The sequence below is a fragment of the Wolbachia endosymbiont (group A) of Dendrolimus pini genome (assembly GCF_964026835.1).
Classification (GTDB): domain Bacteria; phylum Pseudomonadota; class Alphaproteobacteria; order Rickettsiales; family Anaplasmataceae; genus Wolbachia; species Wolbachia pipientis.
The window spans coordinates 867,493-889,468 of the sequence record NZ_OZ034702.1 but is presented as its reverse complement, the minus strand read 5'-3'; the positions used below and the strand labels follow the sequence as shown (position 1 = coordinate 889,468).

Genomic DNA, 21,976 nt, shown 5'->3' with positions numbered 1-21,976 from the left:
TCAAAAAGCAAGTCAAACAAAATTATTAAAAGGTCAATACATAATGACAGTTAATTTAATAATAATTTAAACATTGGGAATGTAAAATTATAATATATTAATTAACTAGGGGGTTAAAATGGTAAAAGGAATTTTGTGCAATTGGTTAGGTGTAACAGAATTGCAAGAAAGTCAAAAAATTGATGCTGAGCAGTTTGAAAAAGTTTTTGGTGCATTAAAAGAATGGCAAGAAGCTCAAAAGATAGATGCTAAACAGTTTGAAGAGGTATTTAGTGCATTAAAAGAATGGCAAGAAGCTCAAAAGATAGATGTTGAGCAGTTTGAAAAAGTTTTTAGTGCATTAGAAGACAAGATTGGTACTAAGCAGTTTCAAGCTATGCAAGAGCACTTAAACGGCCTGCAAGAAAAAGTGGAAACACTTGCAGAGGCAGTAGCAGATCAACAAAAAATAATGGCAATTTGTATCATAGTCAGTGCTGTTGCCGCAATAGCAATAACTAGTTTTGTTGCATTCTGTATCTATCAGGGAGTTAAGCTTGATAAAGAGAAGAAAAACGACTTATCTAAAGATACGCCAGACGCAAAACTTAGTAATGTAGATACTACCGATGGTACTGAAAAACTACAGAATAACTTAAAAGTTGCAAACATATAGCTGCATAACACTTTTCTTGAAAAGGTGTTACGCAACTTGTAACACCTTACTCTTCTCTTAGTCTGCGTAGGTTTTTTTGATAGCAAACATATCACTTTTTAGAAAAATATTTGTATTGTAAAGTTAGTAAAGATTCTGGTTTACTTAAAGTTTGTTAATTGCTATCTTTTAAAACACGATATTTACTATAGCACCATATGCTTAGGGTTTTTTCTAAAATTTTATTTATATTAATGTTTTTGGTTTCTAGCTTTTTTACTGTGCATAGTGCTGAAGCTAAATCTAAGCTCAGTAAGAGATACATACCTCCTGGTAACCCTGGTGGTGCAAACTTTCATACAGATGAGGATTTTGCTGAGTCATATAAACTGTATGAGAAGCGTAGGGAATTGCTCAAGAAAAAAAAATTACAAGATCGAGCTATAAATAAAGAAGATCTAATCAAAAAATTAAAAGAGAAAAAAATTGCTAGTCTTGATAATGAGCCAAATGACATGGAAGCTTGCATAGTCGACGATGAAGAGAGCACTATGATAAATCAGCATGGTATTAATATCGCACGTTTAAAGGGTGCTGTATTTATAGATCAAGAGCCAGTTTCTCAGTATGAAAGTAAACAGCATGAAAGTGAACAACAAGAAGGGAAGAAAGTTACTTCAACACGAGAAAAGAAAGTTTCTCCTATAAATATCACTATAAAAGAAACTCCTTCAAGAAGAACGTGCTCACATGATTCTATTGCTAATTTGGATAACGTAGATGCTTATAGTTTGAATGGTTCAAGTTCGTTTGGCAGCGTAGCTGACACAGTAAAATAGTATCACAATTAATAATATGCTAGATACAGACCTGATATTGAATGACGATGCATGTGAATTATCGCCAATTTCCAGGCACAAAACTCATGTTGTAGAAGTTGGAAAAGTAAAGATAGGCGGAAATAATCCTGTAGTTGTACAATCTATGGCGCTTGGTGTGCATATAGATTCTGATAATATAAAAAGTAGCGCAAAACATTATGCAAAAGAGATAACAGAACTAGCGCGTACAGGTTCAGAATTGGTGCGAATTGCCTTGAACTCAGAGGAGGTAGCAAGAGCAATACCTTATATAGTAGAAGAGATAAATAAAGAAGGTTTTGACGGTAAAATATTGGTAGGCTGCGGTCAATATGAGCTAGATAAATTAGTTCAAGATTATCCAGACAACATCAAAATGCTGGGTAAAATTAGAATCAATCCAGGCAATATAGGCTTTGGCGACAAACGTGATGAGAAGTTTGAAAGGGTGATAGAGTATGCAATAATGCACGATCTTCCGGTTAGAATTGGGGTAAATTGGGGTAGTCTTGATAAATACCTTTTGCAAAAATTGATGGATGAAAACTCTTCGCTTAGTAATTCAAGGCCTTCTGACGTTATACTGCGCAAAGCACTTGTAATGTCTGCTCTTGATAGTGCAAAAAAAGCTGAAGAAATTGGTCTAAATTCAAACAAAATAATCATTTCATGTAAAGTTAGCAAAGTACAAGATTTAATTTTAGTTTATATGGCACTTGCAAAATCTTCCAATTATGCGCTGCATTTGGGTTTAACTGAGGCTGGTATGGGCAATAAAGGTGTGGTAAATACCGCAGCAGGGCTTACTTATTTATTGCAAAATGGCATTGGAGATACAATACGGGCTTCTTTGACTCAACGTCCTGGTGAATCGCGTACTAATGAAGTGGTGGTGTGTCAGGAAATATTGCAGTCTATAGGCTTGCGACACTTTAACCCTCAGGTTAATTCATGTCCTGGTTGTGGGCGCACGAGTAGCGATCGTTTTCGTATATTAACTGAAGAGGTGAATGGCTATATAAAAACTCATATGCCGATGTGGAAGAAAAAAAATCCAGGTGTAGAGCATATGAACATTGCTGTTATGGGATGCATAGTAAATGGTCCTGGAGAAAGCAAACACGCAAATTTGGGAATCAGCTTACCTGGATATGGAGAAAAACCTGTTTCAGCAGTCTACAAAAACGGCAAATATTTCAAAACTTTACAAGGTGATAATGTCTCTGAAGAATTTAAGGCAATTATTGATAATTATGTGAAGAAGCATTACACGTAACCTTTCACGGTTAATTAATAGATAAATCGCAAATAAAAAAGAAAATTAAACCTTGTTTTTCTTTTTTCGTTGGGAATGTTCAAAAAAGCATACGCGTCAAGTTAAGAGATTGTGAGCAAATTTAGAGAGGTTAAAGTGGATACTCTAGCCCTTCTACGTTTGTCTTTTAATGAAAATCGCGACCAAGTTATAGTGAGTTTTTTAAGAAATGCTTTTAAACTATTAATTTTGGTTAATACTAAAAATAACTCTCTAACCCGCCTTTTTAGCTCAATAAATGCCTTTGTTAAGCTAAGTTCTGTATTCTTTTTCACTTCTGTGCAACCAACTATGCCGTGAAATATAAGAATTGCGCACAATTTAGCATATAGTTCACATAATACTCTGCATGGCTTTCCTTTTAGCTTATCAAGCCTGATATGGCTTTTATACAATTTAAATAATAACTCAATTTGCCACCTTACTCTGTAAATCGTTAATACTTGCTCAGCACTAATTTTATTTTCTGGAACATTAGTTATAAATATTGACCAGTTCAACAATTTTTGATTTCTTTTAGAGGATGTATATCCCTGCGATCTTGCTAATCTATTAGCTTTCCTTCTTCTGGCCATAGACTGTTCTTCAGTTAGTTTCTGACATATAATTCTTACTCTAATTTTTGCTTCTTTTCCTAACAATACCTCGTTTTCTAAAAATAACTTATCCTCTAAACATTCTAATAACTCCATTTTTTGATTTGTTTCTACATCATATATGTTGGTATCGGATTTATAACGACTTATGAAATAAGCTCCTATTTCATTGATTTGTTTAAAAGAACTTGGCACAAAATAACCGAGATCAGATATTAGCAAATCATTGCTTAATATATTACTTAAATGTTTCCTATATCCCTGGTCTGATCTTACCCCCTCCGTTAAATTAAGTTGGTCTATTATCTGATTCATGTAGTCGAAAACTAATTGTAACTTTATTCCAGACTTAGTATTGCTTTCATAGCCACTGTAGCTAGTACCATAACCTTTATACATCTCTTCCATACTGTTAGGTAGAGTAATATAGCTACTGTCCAATAATTTAACACTATTAAATTGCTGTAAGATTTTGCAATCAACTTGCAAGATATTTTTAAAGAGAATCACAGATTCATTATACATCCTTTTCATAAATTCCACTGCTTCTTCAGTAAATCTAAAATCCAAACCTTGTTTTGTTATATCTATCGAGTCCTCGTTTAGTAATTGACACATTGTTTCTACGCTACAATTATCAACTCCTATATTACCCAAGACCATGGCTTTTACGAATGATGAACCTTTTAGCTTTCTCTTTCTTTTTATAAACCTTGTTGTAATTGAGATTTTCTCTGCTTTTTCATTAAAAAATTCTTTGAGCTTTTTTGATAAGCAAGTTATTTTATTCATTGGTTCTCTCACTAAAAGTATATCTGGGAGAACTTATACCTTATTATTCTATCTCTTTCATACCTTTATTTCCTTAACTTGACGCGTATGGTTCAAAAAAGTGTGTCAAACCGAAAAAAAAGTAATAAATTGATATAAAAAAAATGGAGGTTTGACTGACCTTACCCAGAAAAAGTGGAGAGAAAGTTTGGAATGTTTTTCACAAAGAGAATGATGAATCAAAATGCTCAGGAATGCAATAGTTAATAGTGACGTTGTTTGTTATAAAAAATTTCTATATATTCAAATATAGCAGTTTTGATATGCTGTTTAGAGTGTCGAGAGGTGTCTATTGGTAACTCCCTTTTTAGAGAACTGAAGAAGCTTTCCACAACAGAATTGTCGTAACAACAACCTTTATAACTCATCTATGTTTTTTATGGATAAGAGATATTGATAACCTTGCGAAGTATATTGTGAACCTTGATCACTATGTAATAGTAGATTTTTGGCAGGTTTACGCTTGTTAACGGCCATTAATAAAGAGTCCATAACCAATTGTTTATTTATTGAACTGCTCATTAACTACCATGCGTGAATATAGATCGATTATTGTTGCCAAATATAGCCATCCTTCTTTGGTTTTTATATAAGTAATCCCATACTTTATTTGGTTGATCGACAATAAAGTTTTGGTCTAATATATTGGGAGCTACTGTCCGTTTGTTGTTTCTTAATTTTAAATTTTCTTCTCAATATAGCCTGAATACCATTTTTCTGCATAATACTTTGCACTGTTTTTAAGTTGCAACTTTTACCCAAAGCCTTCAATTCAGCATGAATTTTAGGAGCTCCATATCTACATTTAGAAACTTGATATATTTTTTGAATAGCTGCGAGTAGCTCTTTATTTGCTGATTCTCTACTGCTTATTTTTCTTGTGGTCCACTTATAGTAGCCACTAGCAGAAAATCCTACATAATTCCTGTACTTTATAGCAGTTACTATATAAAAAAATATTTTACTCTTTTTGACTGGCCAGGGCTTTTTTTTAAATGTCTCTTTCCCTTGTTACTCTTGCTTTGTAAATCAAACCTCTCTTTGTCGTAAGGAGCCATGTTACCTCTACCTGGAAATGCATTTGCCGCTGACTTTTTTTCGTTATATTTCTTCATCCATTTTCCTAATACACTATCCCTTATTCCTAGATCTCTTGCTACTTTTGCAACTGGTTGACCTACCTTTCTTTGTTCATTTGCCAGCTTAACAGCTTCCAATTTGAATTCTGCCGTATATTCTCTTACCATTTCTAATCCTCCAAAATTTTATTTTACCCGAAAAAACTCCTTTCTTTCTCTCCACTTTTTCTGGGTAAGGTCACTTGGCAACAGTTGCTCTACTTTCTCCTTCATCCAATGCTTCCATTGCTTCCATTGCTTTTTTCCTTAAGTCGTAACTATACGCTGCTGGCATACAAACCCCTCTACCATAAATCCATTCTTACCTTATTGGGATTATTATGAGAAGAGCTATAACTCTATGGGAGGGAAGCAAAATCTGGGATTCGGCCTTAATGGCATTAGCGTTGCATCAGCTTCACCCTCCCTGTGAGGTATTTTAGCTCTAATGCCTCACATCATAAAGATACAAGTGTCAAGCTACTTGGATGACAGGGGAGGGAGGCACTGGGATGACAGGAGAAGGTAGTGGGATGACACCCTGACAACCGTCATCCCGCTGCTTGTTAGCGGGATCTAGAGATACCGCGAATGAATCGCGGCATGACGTAGGACTGCTTTCATTCCAGTGCTTGACACTGGAATCCAGCCTTTCTGCAATCTCATCGAAAACGTTGTAACCACTTTCTATGCTAGTTTGCTTGTGAGCAACCTGGATTTCAGTGTCAAGCACTGGAATGACACCGTTATAAAGGAACCAGTGTCAGCTACTTGAATGACACAGTCTTTGCTTAAACCCGTAACGTTCGTACATTTTGCTAAAAGTTCAAATATCAACATCATGCACATTAAGTGCATTGCTATTAATAAAATCACGGCGTGGTTCAACTATATCACCCATTAATATTGAAAATATGGAATCAGCTTCTTCACAATCTTTTATTTCAACCTTTAATAAAGTTCTAGCCTCAGGATTTAACGTAGTATCCCATAGCTGATCAGCATTCATTTCACCAAGACCTTTAAATCTCTGCAGAGTTAAACCTTTTTTACCATAGTCCATTATTATTTTTGCAAGCGTACTTGGAGAAGTGATTCTTATTTCAGTTTCTTGTGACTTTAAAAATGAATCACCATTAAATAAATTACTTATACCATCAAGCAAACTTAATATGTTTTGCATATCTTTGCCTTCAAGCATACTAAGTGCAAATATATATTTGTCTGCCAATCCTTGAAACAATTTAGAGATATGAATTTCTTTTTCTTCATCTTTTATTTCCACTTCCCAAGTGTATTCGCTGTACATTAACTTCAAATACTTTAATATCTCATCAGCCGATGATAGAGCATTCTTTTTACTTAAAATTAGCAATGACTCTAAGAGATTTTGTGGTATTTCTCTATCATAATTTTTGCTAATATTAGAAGTGCTAACGCATTTATTCAAAATAAGGCGTAAGTTGTTAAATTCTGTAGCTGTACCACTTAGTGTTAATCTTTTAACTGCTGAGTTTATTATATACTCTTCAAAAGTTTCGTCATCTTTAATATAAGTGTCTTTGGCATTCTTTGTAACTTTATAGAGGGGTGGCTGTGCTATGTATAAGTAACCTTTTTCAATAACTTCACGCATATGTCTAAAAAAGAAAGTTAGAATCAAAGTTCTTATATGTGAACCATCAACATCTGCATCTGTCATGATGATAATTTTATGATATCTAGCTTTTTCAATATCGAAGTGTTCACTCCCTATTCCAGCACCAATTGCAGTGATTAAAGAGCCTATTTCTGCAGATGAAAAAATACGATTTAAACTTACACGTTCTACGTTTAGAATTTTTCCTCTTAAGGCAAGCACTGCTTGTGTTTTACGATTACGCCCCTGCTTTGCAGTACCACCTGCTGAATTACCCTCTACTATAAATAATTCCGATAACTCAGGGGCTTTTTCCTGGCAATCAGCAAGCTTTCCTGGCAGAGTTGCAATATCAATATTGTTTTTGCTTTTAACTAGCTCGCGCGCTTTTCTTGCAGCTTCTCTTCCTTTTGCTGACCTGATTGCTCTTTCTACTATGCTTGCTGCCAATTTGGGATCAGTTTCAAGGATTGTGCTCAATTTATCAGAAACTATACTTTCTACAACTGCACGTGCTTCAGAACTAACTAGTTTATCTTTTGTTTGTGAAGAAAACTTAGGATCAGGCATCTTAAGAGATAAAACACAAGTTAAACCTTCTCTAACGTCCTCTCCAGTTAAATTTACTTTTGCTTTCTTTAAAAACCCTTCATTAGTTGCATAGGTATTGATACATCTAGTTAGTGCAGATCTAAATCCTGCCAAATGCGTACCACCATCTCGTTGCCGTATATTATTAGTGAAACACAACATATTCTCATAGTAGGAATCATTCCATTCCATCGATATTTCCAAGCTGATGCCAAGATCTTCTGCATCTCCTTTCATACTGGCAATTTTAGTTACATGTGTCTTATTCTTATCTAAATACTGCACAAAATTTGCTGTACCAAAATTGTCTTTAGATTGATTGCTCTGATTGAAATGAGATTCTGTATATGGTTCATTGCGCAGATCACGTAAAGTAATGTCGATATTTGAATTTAAAAATGCTAATTCTCTTATACGACTTTCAAGCGTTGAGTAACTGAAATTAATGCCATTAAAAGTCTCTGTTGATGGCATGAACGTGACTTTAGTTCCTCTTTTGTTTGTATTTTCGTTGACTACCTTTAAAGGTTCAATAGACTCACCATCTTCAAAACGCATAAAGTGTTCTTTCTTATTGCGCCAAATAGTTAATTCCAACCAGCTTGATAATGCATTCACAACTGAGATTCCAACACCATGTAATCCCCCAGAAACTTTATAGGTATTGCTGTCAAATTTACCACCAGCATGGAGTTGAGTCATTATTACCTCTGCTGCTGATATTCCTTCTTCTTCATGAATGTCAGTTGGAATGCCACGACCATTATCAGTTACAGATACTGAACCATCTTTATTTATGCTAACTTCAATTTGATCACAATATCCAGCTAAAGATTCATCTATTGCGTTATCAACAACCTCATATACCATGTGGTGCAAGCCAGATCCATCGTCAGTGTCACCAATGTACATACCTGGACGTTTCCTTACAGCATCAAGACCCCTTAAGATTTTTATTGCATCGGCATTATAACTATTTTCCATGGTATTGCTTCGTTTATGAATGTTAATTAATATTACATTCATATATGCTGATTAGCAACATTTTTAAACTGATAACCCATATTAAAAGCACAACTTTACGAATGTTTATTTTTGAAGACAGCAAATAGTGTCATTCCAATGTGTCTTCCATAACTGTACGAACATTCATTTTTGAAGGTAAATTGCACAACAGATGATGTCATTCCAGTGCTTGACACTGGAATGGCTTTGTTGCATCGCTAGCTATGATGGATTAAAGATAAAAAAGATGGAGAATATCAGTAGCTTATTATTCTGGTATTTATAACAAGAACGGTCAGTGAATACCTAAATTTGAGTAAAAGAAATTTCACTACCACTCACTAATCCGGCTAAAATTCAAGAATTTCAATGCTTTAGCTATTTTCAATAGAATTAAATTTATTAATGTAAATAATAAATTACTATTCTTAAATTTGATCAGATTGATTGCAAAAAAACAAGATTTTCAATAGGTTACTTATAATCCTAACTATAGTTAGCCTTTCATAAGTAGCGATGCAACAAAGCCCACTGGAATCCAGAAATTTTGCTTATAACTGAGCTGATGAGCTAAAGGTAGTTGTCTTACGCTAAAACAAACGTTTTTAATTAAGTTGCATAGAAGCTGGATCCCAGTGTCTGGGCACTGGGATGACACCCCACTGGTGGGAATTGCTCCCAAACTACAACGTTCGTACAGTTGTGTGTGTCTTCCCATGGAGATTGCTCTCAAATCATAATGCTCATGCAGTTGCATGCTCGACTAATTAACAGAAAAATCTATAATTCAGTTTACGTATTTTCTTATCTCAGCCAAAATCTTATCAGATTGACTTTCGTCTGAATTTAAATCAGCTGCAAAGTGTGTAACATATTTTCCTCCAGGGCCAATAAGGTACATTATTGAAGAATGGTTGATTTCTTCTTCTCCACCAACTTTGCTAGCATATACTTTATACTTTGCAATTACTTCGTCTATTTTTTCTCTTTCACCAGTTAACATTTGTATTCTGTGGTCAAATTGCTGCTGAAATTCTTTAAGTCTTTCCGTGCTATCGCGCTCAGGATCGACTGTGATGAAGAATGTTTGTAGCTTGTTGTTAGTTTTCTCATCTAACTTTGCAAGTGTTTCTGAAATTATTCCAAGGTTCATAGGGCAAATTCTTTTGCATGAGGAAAACCCAAAGAAAATCATCATGTATTTATCTTTAAAATCACTACTGCGCAAGATCTGTCCGTCCTGATTAATTAAAGAAAAATCTCCGCCTATCTTAACTTCTGCGTTGTGAATCGCTGCTGGGGCAAATATGCCTTTTTTAGTGAAATAACAATAACCTAAAAAAACAACTGCTAATGCTACTAGCATATTAGATAACAATCTTATAAACCTTACCATTAGGGTGCTCTCAGTAAAATTAAATTGTATCTTTATTGGTTGATCTATTCAATATATTTATTCCAAAGTGTATTGTTAATTTTGTCTAACAGTTTCTTATGTTCATCAATTTCTTCACTATTTGGTGAATGTTCTCTGGGAGTTAGATTACGCACTTTATGCTGAACGAATGTAGAGTTACTGTCCTGATTGCATTCATTATCAAACAGAAAGGTTTGTAACCCTCCTGTAAGTTCAACATATACCTTTGCAAGCAATTGAGCATCAACTAGTGCTCCGTGCAATTCTCTATTCTCTAGCGATATATCAAAACGCTTACATAATGCATTCAAAGAAGCAGGTGATCCTGCGAATTTTTTCCTCGCAAGAGGTAATGTATCTAGCACTCTATCTGAGGAAATTAACCCAGCATTCAGCTTGCTTAGCTCCATGTTAAGGAACTTAACATCGAATTCAGCGTTGTGAATTACCAAAATATCATTAGATATAAAGTCAAGAAATTCAAGTGCAACATCTGAAAATAATGGTTTATCTTCTAAAAATTCTTCACTAATACCGTGAATCTTAAACGAGTGATAAGGTATATCTCTTTCTGGGTTAAGGTACCGATGGAATACTTTACCTGTTGGAATACGATTAATTAATTCCACACACCCTATTTCAATAATTCGATGACCAGATTCAGTGTCAAGACCTGTCGTTTCAGTGTCAAGTACTATTTCGCGTAGCTTGCTTTCCATTTCAAATAAAACTCATCTTACTTATCATTTGTCTTATCGTTACTTGTCTTTTTATAGTGAATAGAAACAAGCAACCAGCTTGGGTCTGATGAATTAACATTTTTTTTGAATTGCCATACATCCTCAACTTTATTAATAGTGGATGTACTACCTGATATTGTATCTCCTTCATTGTTCTTAACGAAGTTAATTTGCTCTGAAAGGAAATATACTGCAATAAACACTGCGTTTTTTACTAGCTTTATTTCTAAAATCTTTTGTGAAACGATAGAAACAATTATAGACTCGTGCACCTCTTTACGATGTTTAATCTTCTCTGCAAAATTATCATATAAGTCTTTATCGAGAAGTGGTTTTAACTGAGACAAATTTCCTTGATTGAAACATTTTATTATTAATTCAAAAGCTATGCTTGAACCTTCTATAAAGTGGGAAATAGAAAAATCTTTGTTTTTTTTTAATATTTGTTTATAAGTAACTTTTATTGAATTTTCATCATTGCTATCAATGTAACCCTCAATGTTTTCTACTACATCTTCTCTACTTCGGCTTACATCCAATACATTAGTTAGCTTTTTTAGGTTGAGGTTGGCTGACCTTCCTAAAGAATTATACAAACGTGAAAAAATGAACGCCGCTAATAAAGCATATATTACAAGCTCTATCATAGTAACTCAACTCCTTGGCATATAAAGTATCCGAACATTATTAATTATTAATGAAAATATGTTTTTCATATCAACTTATAATCAGGTTTGCTATTCGTTTGTAAATGAATATATTATATAAGAAAGTATTAAATATCTCAACTTAATTAAAGGAGACGTAAGAAATGCCACAACAAAAAATGAGAATTCACGGTCAATATGTTAAAGATCTATCATTTGAGAATCCGAATTCGCCATTCCTTTCTTCTAGTAAAGCTCCAGATATTAATGTAATGGTTAATATCAATTCAGCAAAATTAGAAGGGACGAAAAACAAAGAAGAAGTGAATGAAGAAAAATCTTTTCATGAAATTACTTTGCATATAGAAGTCAAAGCAACGGTAAAAGATGAAGGCATAAAAGATGGTGTAGCTTTCATTTGTGAGACGAAATATTGTGGCATTTTTTCAATAGAAAATTTAAAAGAGTTGAGTGAGGAAGAGGTAAGACAAGCTTTGTTTATTGGCGGACCTACTTTTCTTTTTCCTTTTGCAAGAGAAATAATTGCAAGAGTTACAAGTAGTGGTGGATTTCCCCCACTGATGCTAGATCCGATAGATTTCGAAACTATGTATGAGCAGCAAGGTCAACAACAAAAAAGTAACGGCAGTAATTCCAATTTTAACTAATATAGTGTGATAGGATGAACAATTCTTTAAATGCAAAAACGACTTTAAACATTGACGGGAAGTCATACAACTATTTTAGCCTAAGTAGTGCTAGTGAATTTTTAGGAATAGATGTGACTAAATTGCCTTGCTCACTTAAGGTTCTGCTTGAAAGTTTATTGCGCAATGAAGATGGAGTGAACGTAAAGCTAGATGACATAAGAGTACTAGCAGACTGCGTTAATAAACACACTAATCACGAAATTAGCTATAAACCAGCAAGGGTGTTGATGCAAGATTTTACAGGGGTTCCTGCTGTTGTTGATCTAGCTTCAATGCGGGACTATGTTAAGAAAAATGGAGGAAACCCAAGCAATATAAATCCGTCTGTACCGGTTGATCTTGTGATTGACCATTCTGTTCAAGTAGATAGTTATGGAAGTGTTTCCGCATTCAGTAAGAATGTTGAGTTAGAAGTAAAAAGAAATTTGGAGAGATATCAATTTTTAAAGTGGGGAGAATCGTCCTTCACAAATTTTAGAGTAGTGCCGCCTGGCACAGGGATTTGCCACCAAGTGAATCTTGAATATTTAGCGCAAGTTGTGTGTAATAATGATGGAGTCATATATCCTGATACTTTAGTTGGTACTGACAGCCATACTACAATGGTTAACGGATTATCAGTTCTTGGTTGGGGTGTTGGAGGCATAGAAGCTGAGTCTGTGATGCTTGGTCAACCAATTAGTATGGTGATTCCAGAAGTAGTTGGATTTAAATTAATTGGCAGATTGTCGGAAGGAGTAACTGCGACCGATTTAGTGCTGACGGTTACCAATATCCTAAGAACAAAAGGCGTTGTTGGTAAGTTTGTAGAATTTTATGGTGATGGTTTAGATTATTTATCTTTGGCAGATAGAGCCACTATAGCAAACATGGCCCCGGAGTATGGCGCAACTTGTGGATTTTTTCCAATTGATCAAAAAACGCTAGATTATTTAAGCTTAACCGGAAGGCCAGAAAAGCTGATTAAGCTAGTTGAGGCTTATGCGAAAGAGCAAGGACTGTGGCGTAGTAGTGACGAGTTAGCATTTTTTGACACACTAGAGCTTGATTTATCAAGCGTGGAGCCAGTAATGGCTGGTCCCAAAAGACCACAAGATAAGGTTTTTCTTTCACAAGTGGCAGAGTCTTTTTCTAAATCGTTTTTAGTTAATGAGTCAAAGGAAAGCGATAAACTCCAAGATGGAAGTGTAGTTAGTGCAGCAATAACAAGCTGCACTAATACTTCTAATCCAAGTGTGATGATTGCTGCAGGTCTTGTAGCTCGTAATGCAATTAAACTTGGATTAAAATCAAAGCCTTGGGTTAAAACTTCTCTTGCTCCAGGGTCACAAGTTGTAACAGAATATTTAGAAAAGTCTGGATTGCAGGTAGATCTAAATGCTTTGGGTTTTAATCTAGTTGGATATGGTTGCACAACTTGCATTGGGAATTCTGGTCCACTTAATAAAGATATAGAAGATGGCATTAAAAACAAAAACTTAACCGTTGCTGCAGTTTTATCTGGCAATCGTAACTTTGAAGGAAGAATTCATCCGTTAGTCAAAGCTAATTACTTGGCATCTCCGCCACTTGTTGTTGCATATGCACTTGCTGGTACTGTGCAAATTGATCTGACAAAAGATTCAATATGCAAAGATAAGAATGGAAATGATGTCTATCTCAAAGATATATGGCCAACAAACAATGAAATCGAAGATTGTGTTAAAAGTGTGGTAACACGTGAGATGTTCATACAAAAGTATAAGGATGTTTTTTCTGGTGATGAACATTGGCGAAAGATAAAGTGTGAAAAAAGTGAAATCTATAATTGGGATGCAAACAGCACTTACATACAAAATCCGCCTTATTTTGATAACTTATCACCTAAAAATAATAAAATCGATATAAAGGGTGCACAAATATTGGCAATGTTTGGCGATAGCATAACTACTGATCATATTTCCCCTGCGGGAAATATTGCCTCGAGTAGTCCTGCCGGTCTATATTTAAAAGGGCTTGGAATTGAACCACAGGATTTCAATTCATATGGGTCTCGCCGTGGTAATCACAATGTAATGATGCGTGGCACTTTTGCTAACATTAGAATAAAAAATGAAATGGTTAGCACCGAAGGTGGATATACAAAATATATTCCTTCTCAAGAAATTATGTCAATTTTTGATGCAGCAATGCGTTACAAGGAAAATAATGTACCTCTAATCATTGTTGCAGGAAAAGAATATGGCACAGGTTCAAGTAGGGATTGGGCAGCAAAGGGTACTTTATTGTTGGGGGTTAAAGTTGTCATTGCAGAAAGCTTTGAGCGTATACATAGGTCCAACTTAGTTGGTATGGGTGTTCTTCCACTTGTATTTCAAAATGGAATAACCAGAAAGATATTTGATGGTAGTAAGGTAATAAGCATAAAAGGTGAAATAGTGCCAGGTGGAAATCTAGAATGTATCATCAAAAGAAAGGATAATTCAAGGCAATCAATTCAACTCAAATGCTGTGTACAAACCGCAACTGAGACTAAATACTTGATGTGTGGTGGAGTGTTGAGCTACATACTTGCACAATCTTTTTGATTTAGTGAAGTTATTGCATGGACTTCTTTTAGCCAGCCCTGATCCCTTTGTAAATAGCAATTTCCTCTGCGCAAAGTTATGATATAATTTCACCATACATATGGTGTCGGAGTATTTTTTGGAGATAATTATATATGATAAGCTCTATACAAGAACCTAATGAACTCAGAAAACGTTTACAAGGATTTTATCGTACTGATGAAAAGAGTTATATACGTTATCTTGTAGAAAAAGCAGAGCTTTCGGCTGATTCAAAAAATAGAATTTATAATATTGCAAAACAAGTTATTGAAAAAATCAAACACAATAAATTAAGTATTGTAGATTCCTTTATGCAGCAATACTCGCTTTCCAATGATGAAGGAATAGCATTGATGTGCCTTGCTGAATCGCTACTTAGAATACCAGATGATTATACAATAGACGAGCTAATCAAAGATAAAATTGCCAATCAAGAATGGAGTAAATATTTAGGATATTCTTCTTCATTGTTCGTCAATGCTTCCACGTGGAGTTTAATGATAGGTAGCAGTATATTGAGAGATAATGAAGGCGATTCGAAGTTCTATTACGCAATTTCTAAGTTACTTAAGAATTTAGGAGAACCGATCATTCGCAAAGCAGTAAAACAAGCAATGTCTATGCTTGGTAATCATTTTGTTGTTGGAGAAACCATAGAAGAAGCTTTAAGGTACGCAAAACTAGATGACAATAGTAAGTTTTTATACTCTTTTGATATGCTTGGCGAAGCTGCTCACACAACTGAGGATGCAGAAGAGTATTTTAATTCATACATGCACTCAATAAAAGCTATAGGTGAATCCACTGAAATAAATGATTGTTTTAAATCCCATGGAATTTCAATCAAACTTTCTGCTTTACACCCACGTTATGAATTTAGTCAATTTGGCCGAATTGCTGGTGAGATATTCACTAAGGTTTTAGAGCTCTGCCGCGAGGCAAAAAAATACAACATTTCACTATGCATAGACGCAGAAGAAACAGAAAGGCTTGAAATTTCCTTAATCTTGTTTGAACAATTACGGCTTGATGAATCACTTTCTGAGTGGGAAGGGCTCGGCTTGGCTGTACAAGCATATCAAAAACGTGCTTTATCTGTTCTTGACTTTGTAGAGGATGTTGCTATTCGATCAAAGCACAAAATTATGGTGAGGCTTGTAAAAGGTGCATATTGGGATTCAGAAATCAAGTGTACGCAAGAATTGGGATTAAATGATTACTCAGTATTTACAAGAAAAAGCTATACTGACGTATCTTACCTCGTGTGCGCACAGAAACTTTTGAGTAAACCAAACAGCTTTTACCCATGCTTTGGAACTCATAACGTCTATACTTTTGCTTCTATCATGGAACTTGCTGATAAAAACCACCCTGGATTTGAATTTCAACGCTTACATGGAATGGCAAAAGACTTATATGATTATGCAATGTCAGAGCTTGCAACAAATGTTAGCTGTCGTGTCTACGCACCCGTTGGGGAACATAGTGACTTGTTGCCTTATCTTATAAGACGCCTTCTTGAAAATGGAGCTAATAGTTCGTTTGTTAATCAAATAAGTGATCCTAACGTTAAAATCGATGAGTTAATTTCAGATCCACTGGAAAAAGCTATAAATTTTAATTATGAACCTCATCCAGGCATTCCATTACCACAAGATATTTTGGGACCAGAAAGAAAAAATTCCTTGGGGATGGATATTAGTGATTCTGTGATAGTCTCACAATTTGCAGATGATATAAAGGGTTTTAGTGAAAAAAAGTGGCAAGTTGGACCAATAATTGATGGAAAAGCACTATTTGATAATGCTGAATTTATCGAAGTAGTGAATCCTGCACATTTGGAAAATGTAATTGGAGAAGTGTCAAGTGCAACAAGCGATCAAGCTTTAAACGCTCTTGAAATAGCACATAGTGCTTTTGCTAAGTGGCAGAATGTTTCAGCAGAAGAGCGCGCTAAATGCCTTGAAAAAGCTGCAGATTTGCTTGAGGAAAGGATGAAAGAGTTAATTTACATTCTGATTGTGGAAGCAGGAAAAATTTTATCCGATGCAATAGCAGAAGTAAGAGAGGCAATCGACTTTCTGCGTTATTATGCAATGATAGCAAAAAATGAACTGAGCGACTGGAAAAAATTGCCAGGGCCAACAGGTGAAGATAACTTCATCTTTTTTGAAGGCAGAGGAGTTTTCTTATGCATATCACCGTGGAATTTTCCGCTCGCTATCTTCATTGGGCAGGTTTCAGCTGCACTTGCAGCAGGTAATGCAGTGCTGGCAAAACCGGCAGAGCAAACGCCGATTATTGCCTATGAAGCTGTTAAGATACTACATGAAGCTGGGATATCAAAAAATGTGTTGCACCTCATTCCTGGGGATGGTGGATATTTAGGCAAAATATTAGTTCCAGACAATAGAATTTCCGGTGTAGCTTTTACTGGTTCAACACAAACCGCTCAAATAATTAATAGAATGCTTGCAAATAGGGATGGTCCTATTGTGCCATTTATTGCTGAAACTGGCGGATTAAATGCTATGATAGTTGATAGCTCTGCTCTTTTAGAGCAAGTGGCTATGGATGTTTTGCTTTCTGCGTTTCGTAGCAGTGGTCAACGCTGTTCTGCACTTAGAGTGCTGTTTATTCAAGAGGACATAGCAGAGAAGCAGATAAAAATGATATGCGGTGCAGCGCAAGAACTCAAGATTGGTGACCCAATACAACTTAGTACTGATATTGGTCCAATAATTGACAAAGCATCTATCGATATGCTCACTCAACATACGCAAAAAATGTCAGAGGATAAAGATTCAAATCTGTTATTTAAAGTACCCATGGATGCAAATTCTCATAATGGTTATTTCTTTCCTCCATATATTTATGAGATACAAAAAATTTCGCAATTAAAGCAAGAAGTATTTGGTCCTATTTTACATATCATACGTTTTAACAAGTCACAATTAAATGAAGTTATAAGTGATATAAATAGTACTGGATATGGGCTTACGTTTTCTTTGCAGAGCCGTATACAAAGTCAAATTGACACTATAAGTAAAAAAATATCAGTTGGAAATGTCTACATCAACCGTAACCAGATAGGTGCAGCAGTTGGGATACAACCATTTGGTGGTAGAGGACTATCTGGCACTGGGCCAAAAGCTGGTGGTCCTCATTATTTACAGCGTTTTTCTACAGAAAAAGTTGTAAGTGTTAACACTACAGCATTTGGTGGTAACACTACACTTATGTGTTTGGATTAATTTGCGGGCCCTAATTTTTCTTACCCCTAAACTAGATGTTCGTGCAGTTATGTACACAGCGCTAAAATCCGAAAAGGACCAGCTCATGCACTGAAATAAATCGTATCCGTTCAGCCAATGGCGTCAACTTAAGAACTTTCATTAGCAAACTCTCCTAAAGACATGATGGCGTTTAGGCTTATCTACTTTATTGCGGCTGTCCCGGTCGGATTTTAACTTTAGCGCGTATACTTAAAAAGGGCTTGAAAGTTTTTTGGCGCAATAAGTACCTGATAGAGTTTCTGTCTCATTACACTAAATAAAACTGAAAAATTTAAACGATACTCAGTAATTTGATCTGGGTTCCAAGGCCCTTGTGCATCACACATATGAAGCGATAATATATTGCACATGACCAAGTTTGCCCAAAATTCTTGTAATACAGCCTCTCCAGAAAAATTCTCTAACTCTGCTCCTACTTTGAGTCGTTTATAGCACTCCTCTATGTGCCACCTTAACACATAAGCTTTGCTCCAAAGTCTCGGTCAAAAACTCTGTTTCTCAGTTGGCTAATGTCAGCACTATAACTCTTACTTTCTGTCCTTTCATTTTATTTTTTAGCTTTTCATTTTCTAATATAAAATCAAAATCTAATTCGCCAGCGTTCCCATAGCTTACTATAATTTCTTTTTTGCAAGCGAAAAATAAAATCTACTTCCAAATCATAATGCTGCTGAATGAATTTTACTGAAGACGATCATAGATAAATAATAATTTCTCTTGATTTAATAAACGCATTTGAGTGATAACTTCGGGTAATTGCTCTGCCGCCAACGTTTGTTCACCTATATTCCAAGCTGCAAGACGAGCACTACAAATCAGCGAAGTACACAAATCAACAAACAAATTGCCAATGGTGCCTGTTGTTCCATTTGGTTCAAACTCGGATACAATTTCCCCAGAGCTGGGTAATCTCATACCAGAACCATCTGCTGCAATAAGTCTATAGCCTCTCCAACTCAGGTTCATCCTGATAGGCTGTTTGGATGCTTAAATTCTTGAAAGCCTGTATGGCAAATCTTATATCTTGCTTTAGAAAAAGCTTGCTTTGAGGGTACATGTCAATGGCTCCATAAGTTCACATTCTATTCCCAAACTTTTTTTAACTAACTTTAAAATCATAGAAAATACTGTCGAAAAAGGAAGTTTTCTTGTTCGTGTAAAACTCAACACAATGGATTTTCTGAAAAGTTTTCGAGTATATTATATTTTTAATTTGTAGAATAAGGTTTTTTCCTTTTTGCATATTTCACCTAAAAAGGACACATTTTAGACTTCTTTGTTGAAATAAAACAGAAACAAAAGTGCTGTCCCTTGCACTCTTTGGATAATTTAATGATAAAAAATTTGGAGAGAAATTTTATACACAATCTCTGACATTTTTCCTTAAGTTGACGCCATTGTGTGAACGGTTACGGTTTCCCGTCTTCACCATGCTATATAGAAAAAAGTCTGGATTCCAATTTGCATGACAATATGGAGTATCTGCTTCTTTCATCCCAGTGGGATCTTTTATTCCATTTTATCAACAGTTTGTTTTGCAGTATCAAACAATTTTAATCCTATAATCCCGAATGTAACTAAAATAAAGCATATTACTTCGAATAAATTAACTGGTTCATCAAATAGGTAAACTCCAAGTATCGAAGCTCCTATAGCGCCCACTCCAGTCCAAATTGCATAGCATACTCCGATAGGTATAGAACGTGTAGCGAGCGAAAGTAAATATGTACTAAGAGCCATGGAGAGTATGCTAATTATTGATGGTACGAGATGAGTAAATCCATAACTATGCTTAAGTGTTATGACCCAGAACACTTCAATTAGTGACGATAAGAGTAAATATATCCAATTCATGCATAAATTTTTAGGTTTAAATAGAGAGCTTCAGCCCTATGCTTCCTATTACAATTAAAACGATACATAAAACTTGAGATAAATTAATATTCTCTGTGAAAGTGGTTGCACCAATTATAGTTATTCCAATTGTGCATATTCCAGAGGAAACTGCATAGCATACCCTAATAGGTAGAAAGCATGCTGCAAGAGATAAAAAGTAAATGCTAATGATCATAATTACCAATGTTGCAATCGAAGGCACAACTTTAGTAAAACTGTTACTAAACTTTAGTGTTACAGCCCACAGTATCTCTAGGATACTAGACAGCAACAAATATAACCAGCACATTTTCGTAACACTTCAATCTTGTATTGTAACAGAAATTGTTAGTTAAAACTACACTAAAGTGCAATAGATCTCTCTTTCGAAATTGCTTTAATATCAAACTTAAAACAACATCCTAAAAAACTTTTCTACGAAATTCAATTCCTGCACGTCATTTGCTGCATAAAGTGGTGTAGTTTGTTGCTCAATACCTGGTATTTCTACAAAAACTTCGCCCACTTCTTGACCTTTTTTAATGGGTGCAGGTATCATATCTTTATATTCAATACGCACCTTAATTTGGTCATGCAATTTGCGGTTGTAAGTTATGGTAACATCGTTTGCAACTGTAATAGGCACTTTTTTATCTTTTCCATAGAGAACATTTACTTCCTCAACTACGCTATCCTTAGCGAATATTTTCTTGGTGTTAAAATGATTTAAGGAATATTGTATCAATCTTTTTGCTTCTTCTATTCGCTCTTTCTCAGTGTTTAAACCATTTACGACAGCAAAAATTCTCCTATCATTTCGTTTTGCAGATGCTACAATGCCGTAACCACCAGCATTTGTATAACCGGTTTTTAAGCCATCAACCCCAATATCGTGAAAAAGTAGAAGATTTTTATTCTTTTGTACAATTTCATTATATGTCAAATATTGTTCGGAAAATAAATCATAATATTCAGGAAAATCGGTGAAAATCCTTTTTGCCAGCATTACCAAGTCTTTTGCGTTCATAAAATGATCTTCATCTGGCCACCCGCTTGAGTTGACAAAATGACTGTCATTCAGATTCAAGTTTTGTGCAACTTCATTCATTTCAGCCACAAAATTCTCTTCTGATCCTGCAATGCCCTCGGCTAGTGTTATGCAGGCATCATTGCCTGAGACTATTGTAATTCCTTCAAGTAATTCCCTCACCGTAACGGATTGACCTTCTTTCAAAAACATAGAAGAGCCTCTCCTTTCCCACGCTTTTCTACTTACTCGAAATTTATCCTCCATGTGTATTATTCCAGCTTTTAGATAATCGAAGGCTATATATAAAGTCATTAGCTTGCTCATTGAAGATGGGGCCATTTTTTCATCGGAATTATGGTCAAAAATGAACGAGTCTGAAGCTAAATCTAAGACTACTGCTTGCTTTGCTTTGGTTCTAAACTGGTATGAGTATGAAGAAAAAGGAAGTATAAAAACTAATAGCAAAATTACCAATCTGCTTAACATATCTATAATTTTAAATTTATAGTGTACTAATTAATAGTATAATTTTACAGGGGCATTTCAATAGATCTCTTGCATAAAAATTCCTTGACAAACCTCGCCAGCCCCCTTATCATGAAACTGAAGCTATTTATTTATCTTCTCTGTACAGATTAAATGACAAAAAAACTCACGTATCTGGCGTCTCATGTTTAATTTTTTGCACTATGTGCACCTTATGTCTTTATAAAATTTCTAGGGTTTTACCTAATATAAGCTAAAATGCGCTTATAAAGCATTTAAAACATAAAAAAACGCCAACTTAAAAAATGGATAGTGAATAACTAGCTACCCTAGGGTTTCTTTTGCCTTTTTTTCTGTTTAGTAAATTTCTTAAACATTTATGACTAAAGGTTAGTTGCATTAAAAAGCAGCTAAATCGCGGTTATTAAGCGTTTAGAATAAAAAAACGCCATACTTGAAAGTATAATGTAAGTAATTAGCCAACCACGGGGCTTCTTTTGCCTTTTTTTTCGTTTGGTAAATTTCTTAAATATTTATAGCTAAACGACAACCGTCATCCCGCTACTTGTTAGCGGGATCTCTTGTTAGCGGCTGAGAT

21 protein-coding genes and 1 pseudogene are annotated in these 21,976 nt (G+C 35.0%); 6 read left to right on the top strand and 16 right to left on the bottom strand.

Features of this window, described 5'->3' with window-relative positions:
• The first annotated feature begins 118 nt into the window (after positions 1–118).
• From AAGD66_RS04400 to ispG, 3 genes are all read left to right on the top strand, one after another.
• Positions 119–655: a hypothetical protein gene (locus AAGD66_RS04400; RefSeq protein ID WP_155968266.1), complete on the top strand. Its 537-nt coding sequence runs from the start codon at positions 119–121 to the stop codon at positions 653–655.
• Between the two features lie 197 nt (positions 656–852).
• Positions 853–1,473 (top strand): TRP75-related protein, encoded by a 621-nt coding sequence (locus AAGD66_RS04395; RefSeq protein ID WP_264723708.1) that lies wholly within the window; start codon positions 853–855, stop codon positions 1,471–1,473.
• A gap of 16 nt (positions 1,474–1,489) precedes the next feature.
• A complete protein-coding gene (gene ispG, locus AAGD66_RS04390) occupies positions 1,490–2,770 on the top strand; it encodes a flavodoxin-dependent (E)-4-hydroxy-3-methylbut-2-enyl-diphosphate synthase (protein WP_265024578.1) in 1,281 nt (426 codons plus the stop codon).
• A gap of 101 nt (positions 2,771–2,871) precedes the next feature.
• Here ispG and AAGD66_RS04385 read toward each other — a convergent pair whose 3' ends face one another.
• The 12 genes from AAGD66_RS04385 to AAGD66_RS04335 form a co-directional block, all read right to left on the bottom strand.
• Positions 2,872–4,197, bottom strand: coding sequence for an IS4 family transposase (locus AAGD66_RS04385; RefSeq protein ID WP_264339118.1), 1,326 nt, complete (start codon positions 4,195–4,197; stop codon positions 2,872–2,874).
• A 242-nt stretch (positions 4,198–4,439) separates the two neighbouring features.
• Complete coding sequence (locus AAGD66_RS04380; protein WP_080717620.1) at positions 4,440–4,604, bottom strand: IS3 family transposase; 165 nt, start codon at positions 4,602–4,604, stop codon at positions 4,440–4,442.
• Entirely contained in the window at positions 4,594–4,758 is a 165-nt protein-coding gene (locus AAGD66_RS04375) for a DDE-type integrase/transposase/recombinase (RefSeq protein WP_156768648.1), read from the bottom strand. The genes AAGD66_RS04380 and AAGD66_RS04375 overlap by 11 nt, the downstream gene beginning before the upstream one ends.
• Positions 4,759–4,842: 84 nt before the next feature.
• Entirely contained in the window at positions 4,843–5,058 is a 216-nt protein-coding gene (locus tag AAGD66_RS07030; protein ID WP_353286574.1) for an IS3 family transposase, read from the bottom strand.
• Between the two features lie 122 nt (positions 5,059–5,180).
• Positions 5,181–5,483, bottom strand: a complete 303-nt coding sequence (locus AAGD66_RS04370; protein ID WP_151807816.1) for a transposase — start codon at positions 5,481–5,483, stop codon at positions 5,181–5,183.
• 346 nt (positions 5,484–5,829) lie between these two features.
• A complete protein-coding gene (locus AAGD66_RS04365; RefSeq protein ID WP_264723705.1) occupies positions 5,830–6,087 on the bottom strand; it encodes a hypothetical protein in 258 nt (85 codons plus the stop codon).
• Between the two features lie 93 nt (positions 6,088–6,180).
• The gene (gyrB, locus tag AAGD66_RS04360; protein WP_155968288.1) at positions 6,181–8,568 is read right to left on the bottom strand and encodes a DNA topoisomerase (ATP-hydrolyzing) subunit B; all 2,388 of its coding nucleotides are present in this window, start codon (positions 8,566–8,568) and stop codon (positions 6,181–6,183) included.
• 95 nt (positions 8,569–8,663) lie between these two features.
• Positions 8,664–8,786 (bottom strand): hypothetical protein, encoded by a 123-nt coding sequence (locus tag AAGD66_RS04355; RefSeq protein ID WP_010962370.1) that lies wholly within the window; start codon positions 8,784–8,786, stop codon positions 8,664–8,666.
• Between the two features lie 299 nt (positions 8,787–9,085).
• A complete protein-coding gene (locus AAGD66_RS04350) occupies positions 9,086–9,346 on the bottom strand; it encodes a hypothetical protein (RefSeq protein WP_010962369.1) in 261 nt (86 codons plus the stop codon).
• A gap of 30 nt (positions 9,347–9,376) precedes the next feature.
• Complete coding sequence (locus AAGD66_RS04345) at positions 9,377–9,985, bottom strand: SCO family protein (RefSeq protein ID WP_155968286.1); 609 nt, start codon at positions 9,983–9,985, stop codon at positions 9,377–9,379.
• A 44-nt stretch (positions 9,986–10,029) separates the two neighbouring features.
• Entirely contained in the window at positions 10,030–10,725 is a 696-nt protein-coding gene (gene dnaQ / locus AAGD66_RS04340; RefSeq protein ID WP_064124802.1) for a DNA polymerase III subunit epsilon, read from the bottom strand.
• Positions 10,726–10,742: 17 nt separating this feature from the next.
• Complete coding sequence (locus AAGD66_RS04335; RefSeq protein WP_155968284.1) at positions 10,743–11,393, bottom strand: Tim44/TimA family putative adaptor protein; 651 nt, start codon at positions 11,391–11,393, stop codon at positions 10,743–10,745.
• Between the two features lie 164 nt (positions 11,394–11,557).
• Between AAGD66_RS04335 and secB the strand changes: the two genes are divergently transcribed.
• The 3 genes from secB (at position 11,558) to putA (ending at position 17,945) form a co-directional block, all read left to right on the top strand.
• Positions 11,558–12,061 (top strand): protein-export chaperone SecB, encoded by a 504-nt coding sequence (gene secB / locus AAGD66_RS04330; protein ID WP_006279761.1) that lies wholly within the window; start codon positions 11,558–11,560, stop codon positions 12,059–12,061.
• A gap of 14 nt (positions 12,062–12,075) precedes the next feature.
• Complete coding sequence (gene acnA, locus AAGD66_RS04325; RefSeq protein WP_264723703.1) at positions 12,076–14,670, top strand: aconitate hydratase AcnA; 2,595 nt, start codon at positions 12,076–12,078, stop codon at positions 14,668–14,670.
• A gap of 134 nt (positions 14,671–14,804) precedes the next feature.
• Complete coding sequence (gene putA / locus AAGD66_RS04320; protein ID WP_265024580.1) at positions 14,805–17,945, top strand: bifunctional proline dehydrogenase/L-glutamate gamma-semialdehyde dehydrogenase PutA; 3,141 nt, start codon at positions 14,805–14,807, stop codon at positions 17,943–17,945.
• Positions 17,946–18,086: 141 nt separating this feature from the next.
• Here putA and AAGD66_RS04315 read toward each other — a convergent pair.
• From AAGD66_RS04315 to AAGD66_RS04300, 4 genes and pseudogenes are all read right to left on the bottom strand, one after another.
• Positions 18,087–19,230: pseudogene (locus AAGD66_RS04315) on the bottom strand (transposase).
• A gap of 266 nt (positions 19,231–19,496) precedes the next feature.
• Positions 19,497–19,841 carry a DMT family transporter gene (locus tag AAGD66_RS04310; protein WP_006279756.1) on the bottom strand — a complete coding sequence of 115 codons (345 nt, stop codon included), beginning with the start codon at positions 19,839–19,841 and terminating at the stop codon, positions 19,497–19,499.
• Positions 19,842–19,857: 16 nt separating this feature from the next.
• On the bottom strand, positions 19,858–20,157 hold the full coding sequence (locus AAGD66_RS04305; RefSeq protein ID WP_244662759.1) for a DMT family transporter: 300 nt from the start codon (positions 20,155–20,157) through the stop codon (positions 19,858–19,860).
• A 114-nt stretch (positions 20,158–20,271) separates the two neighbouring features.
• Complete coding sequence (locus tag AAGD66_RS04300) at positions 20,272–21,378, bottom strand: D-alanyl-D-alanine carboxypeptidase family protein (protein ID WP_006279754.1); 1,107 nt, start codon at positions 21,376–21,378, stop codon at positions 20,272–20,274.
• Positions 21,379–21,976 lie beyond the last annotated feature (598 nt).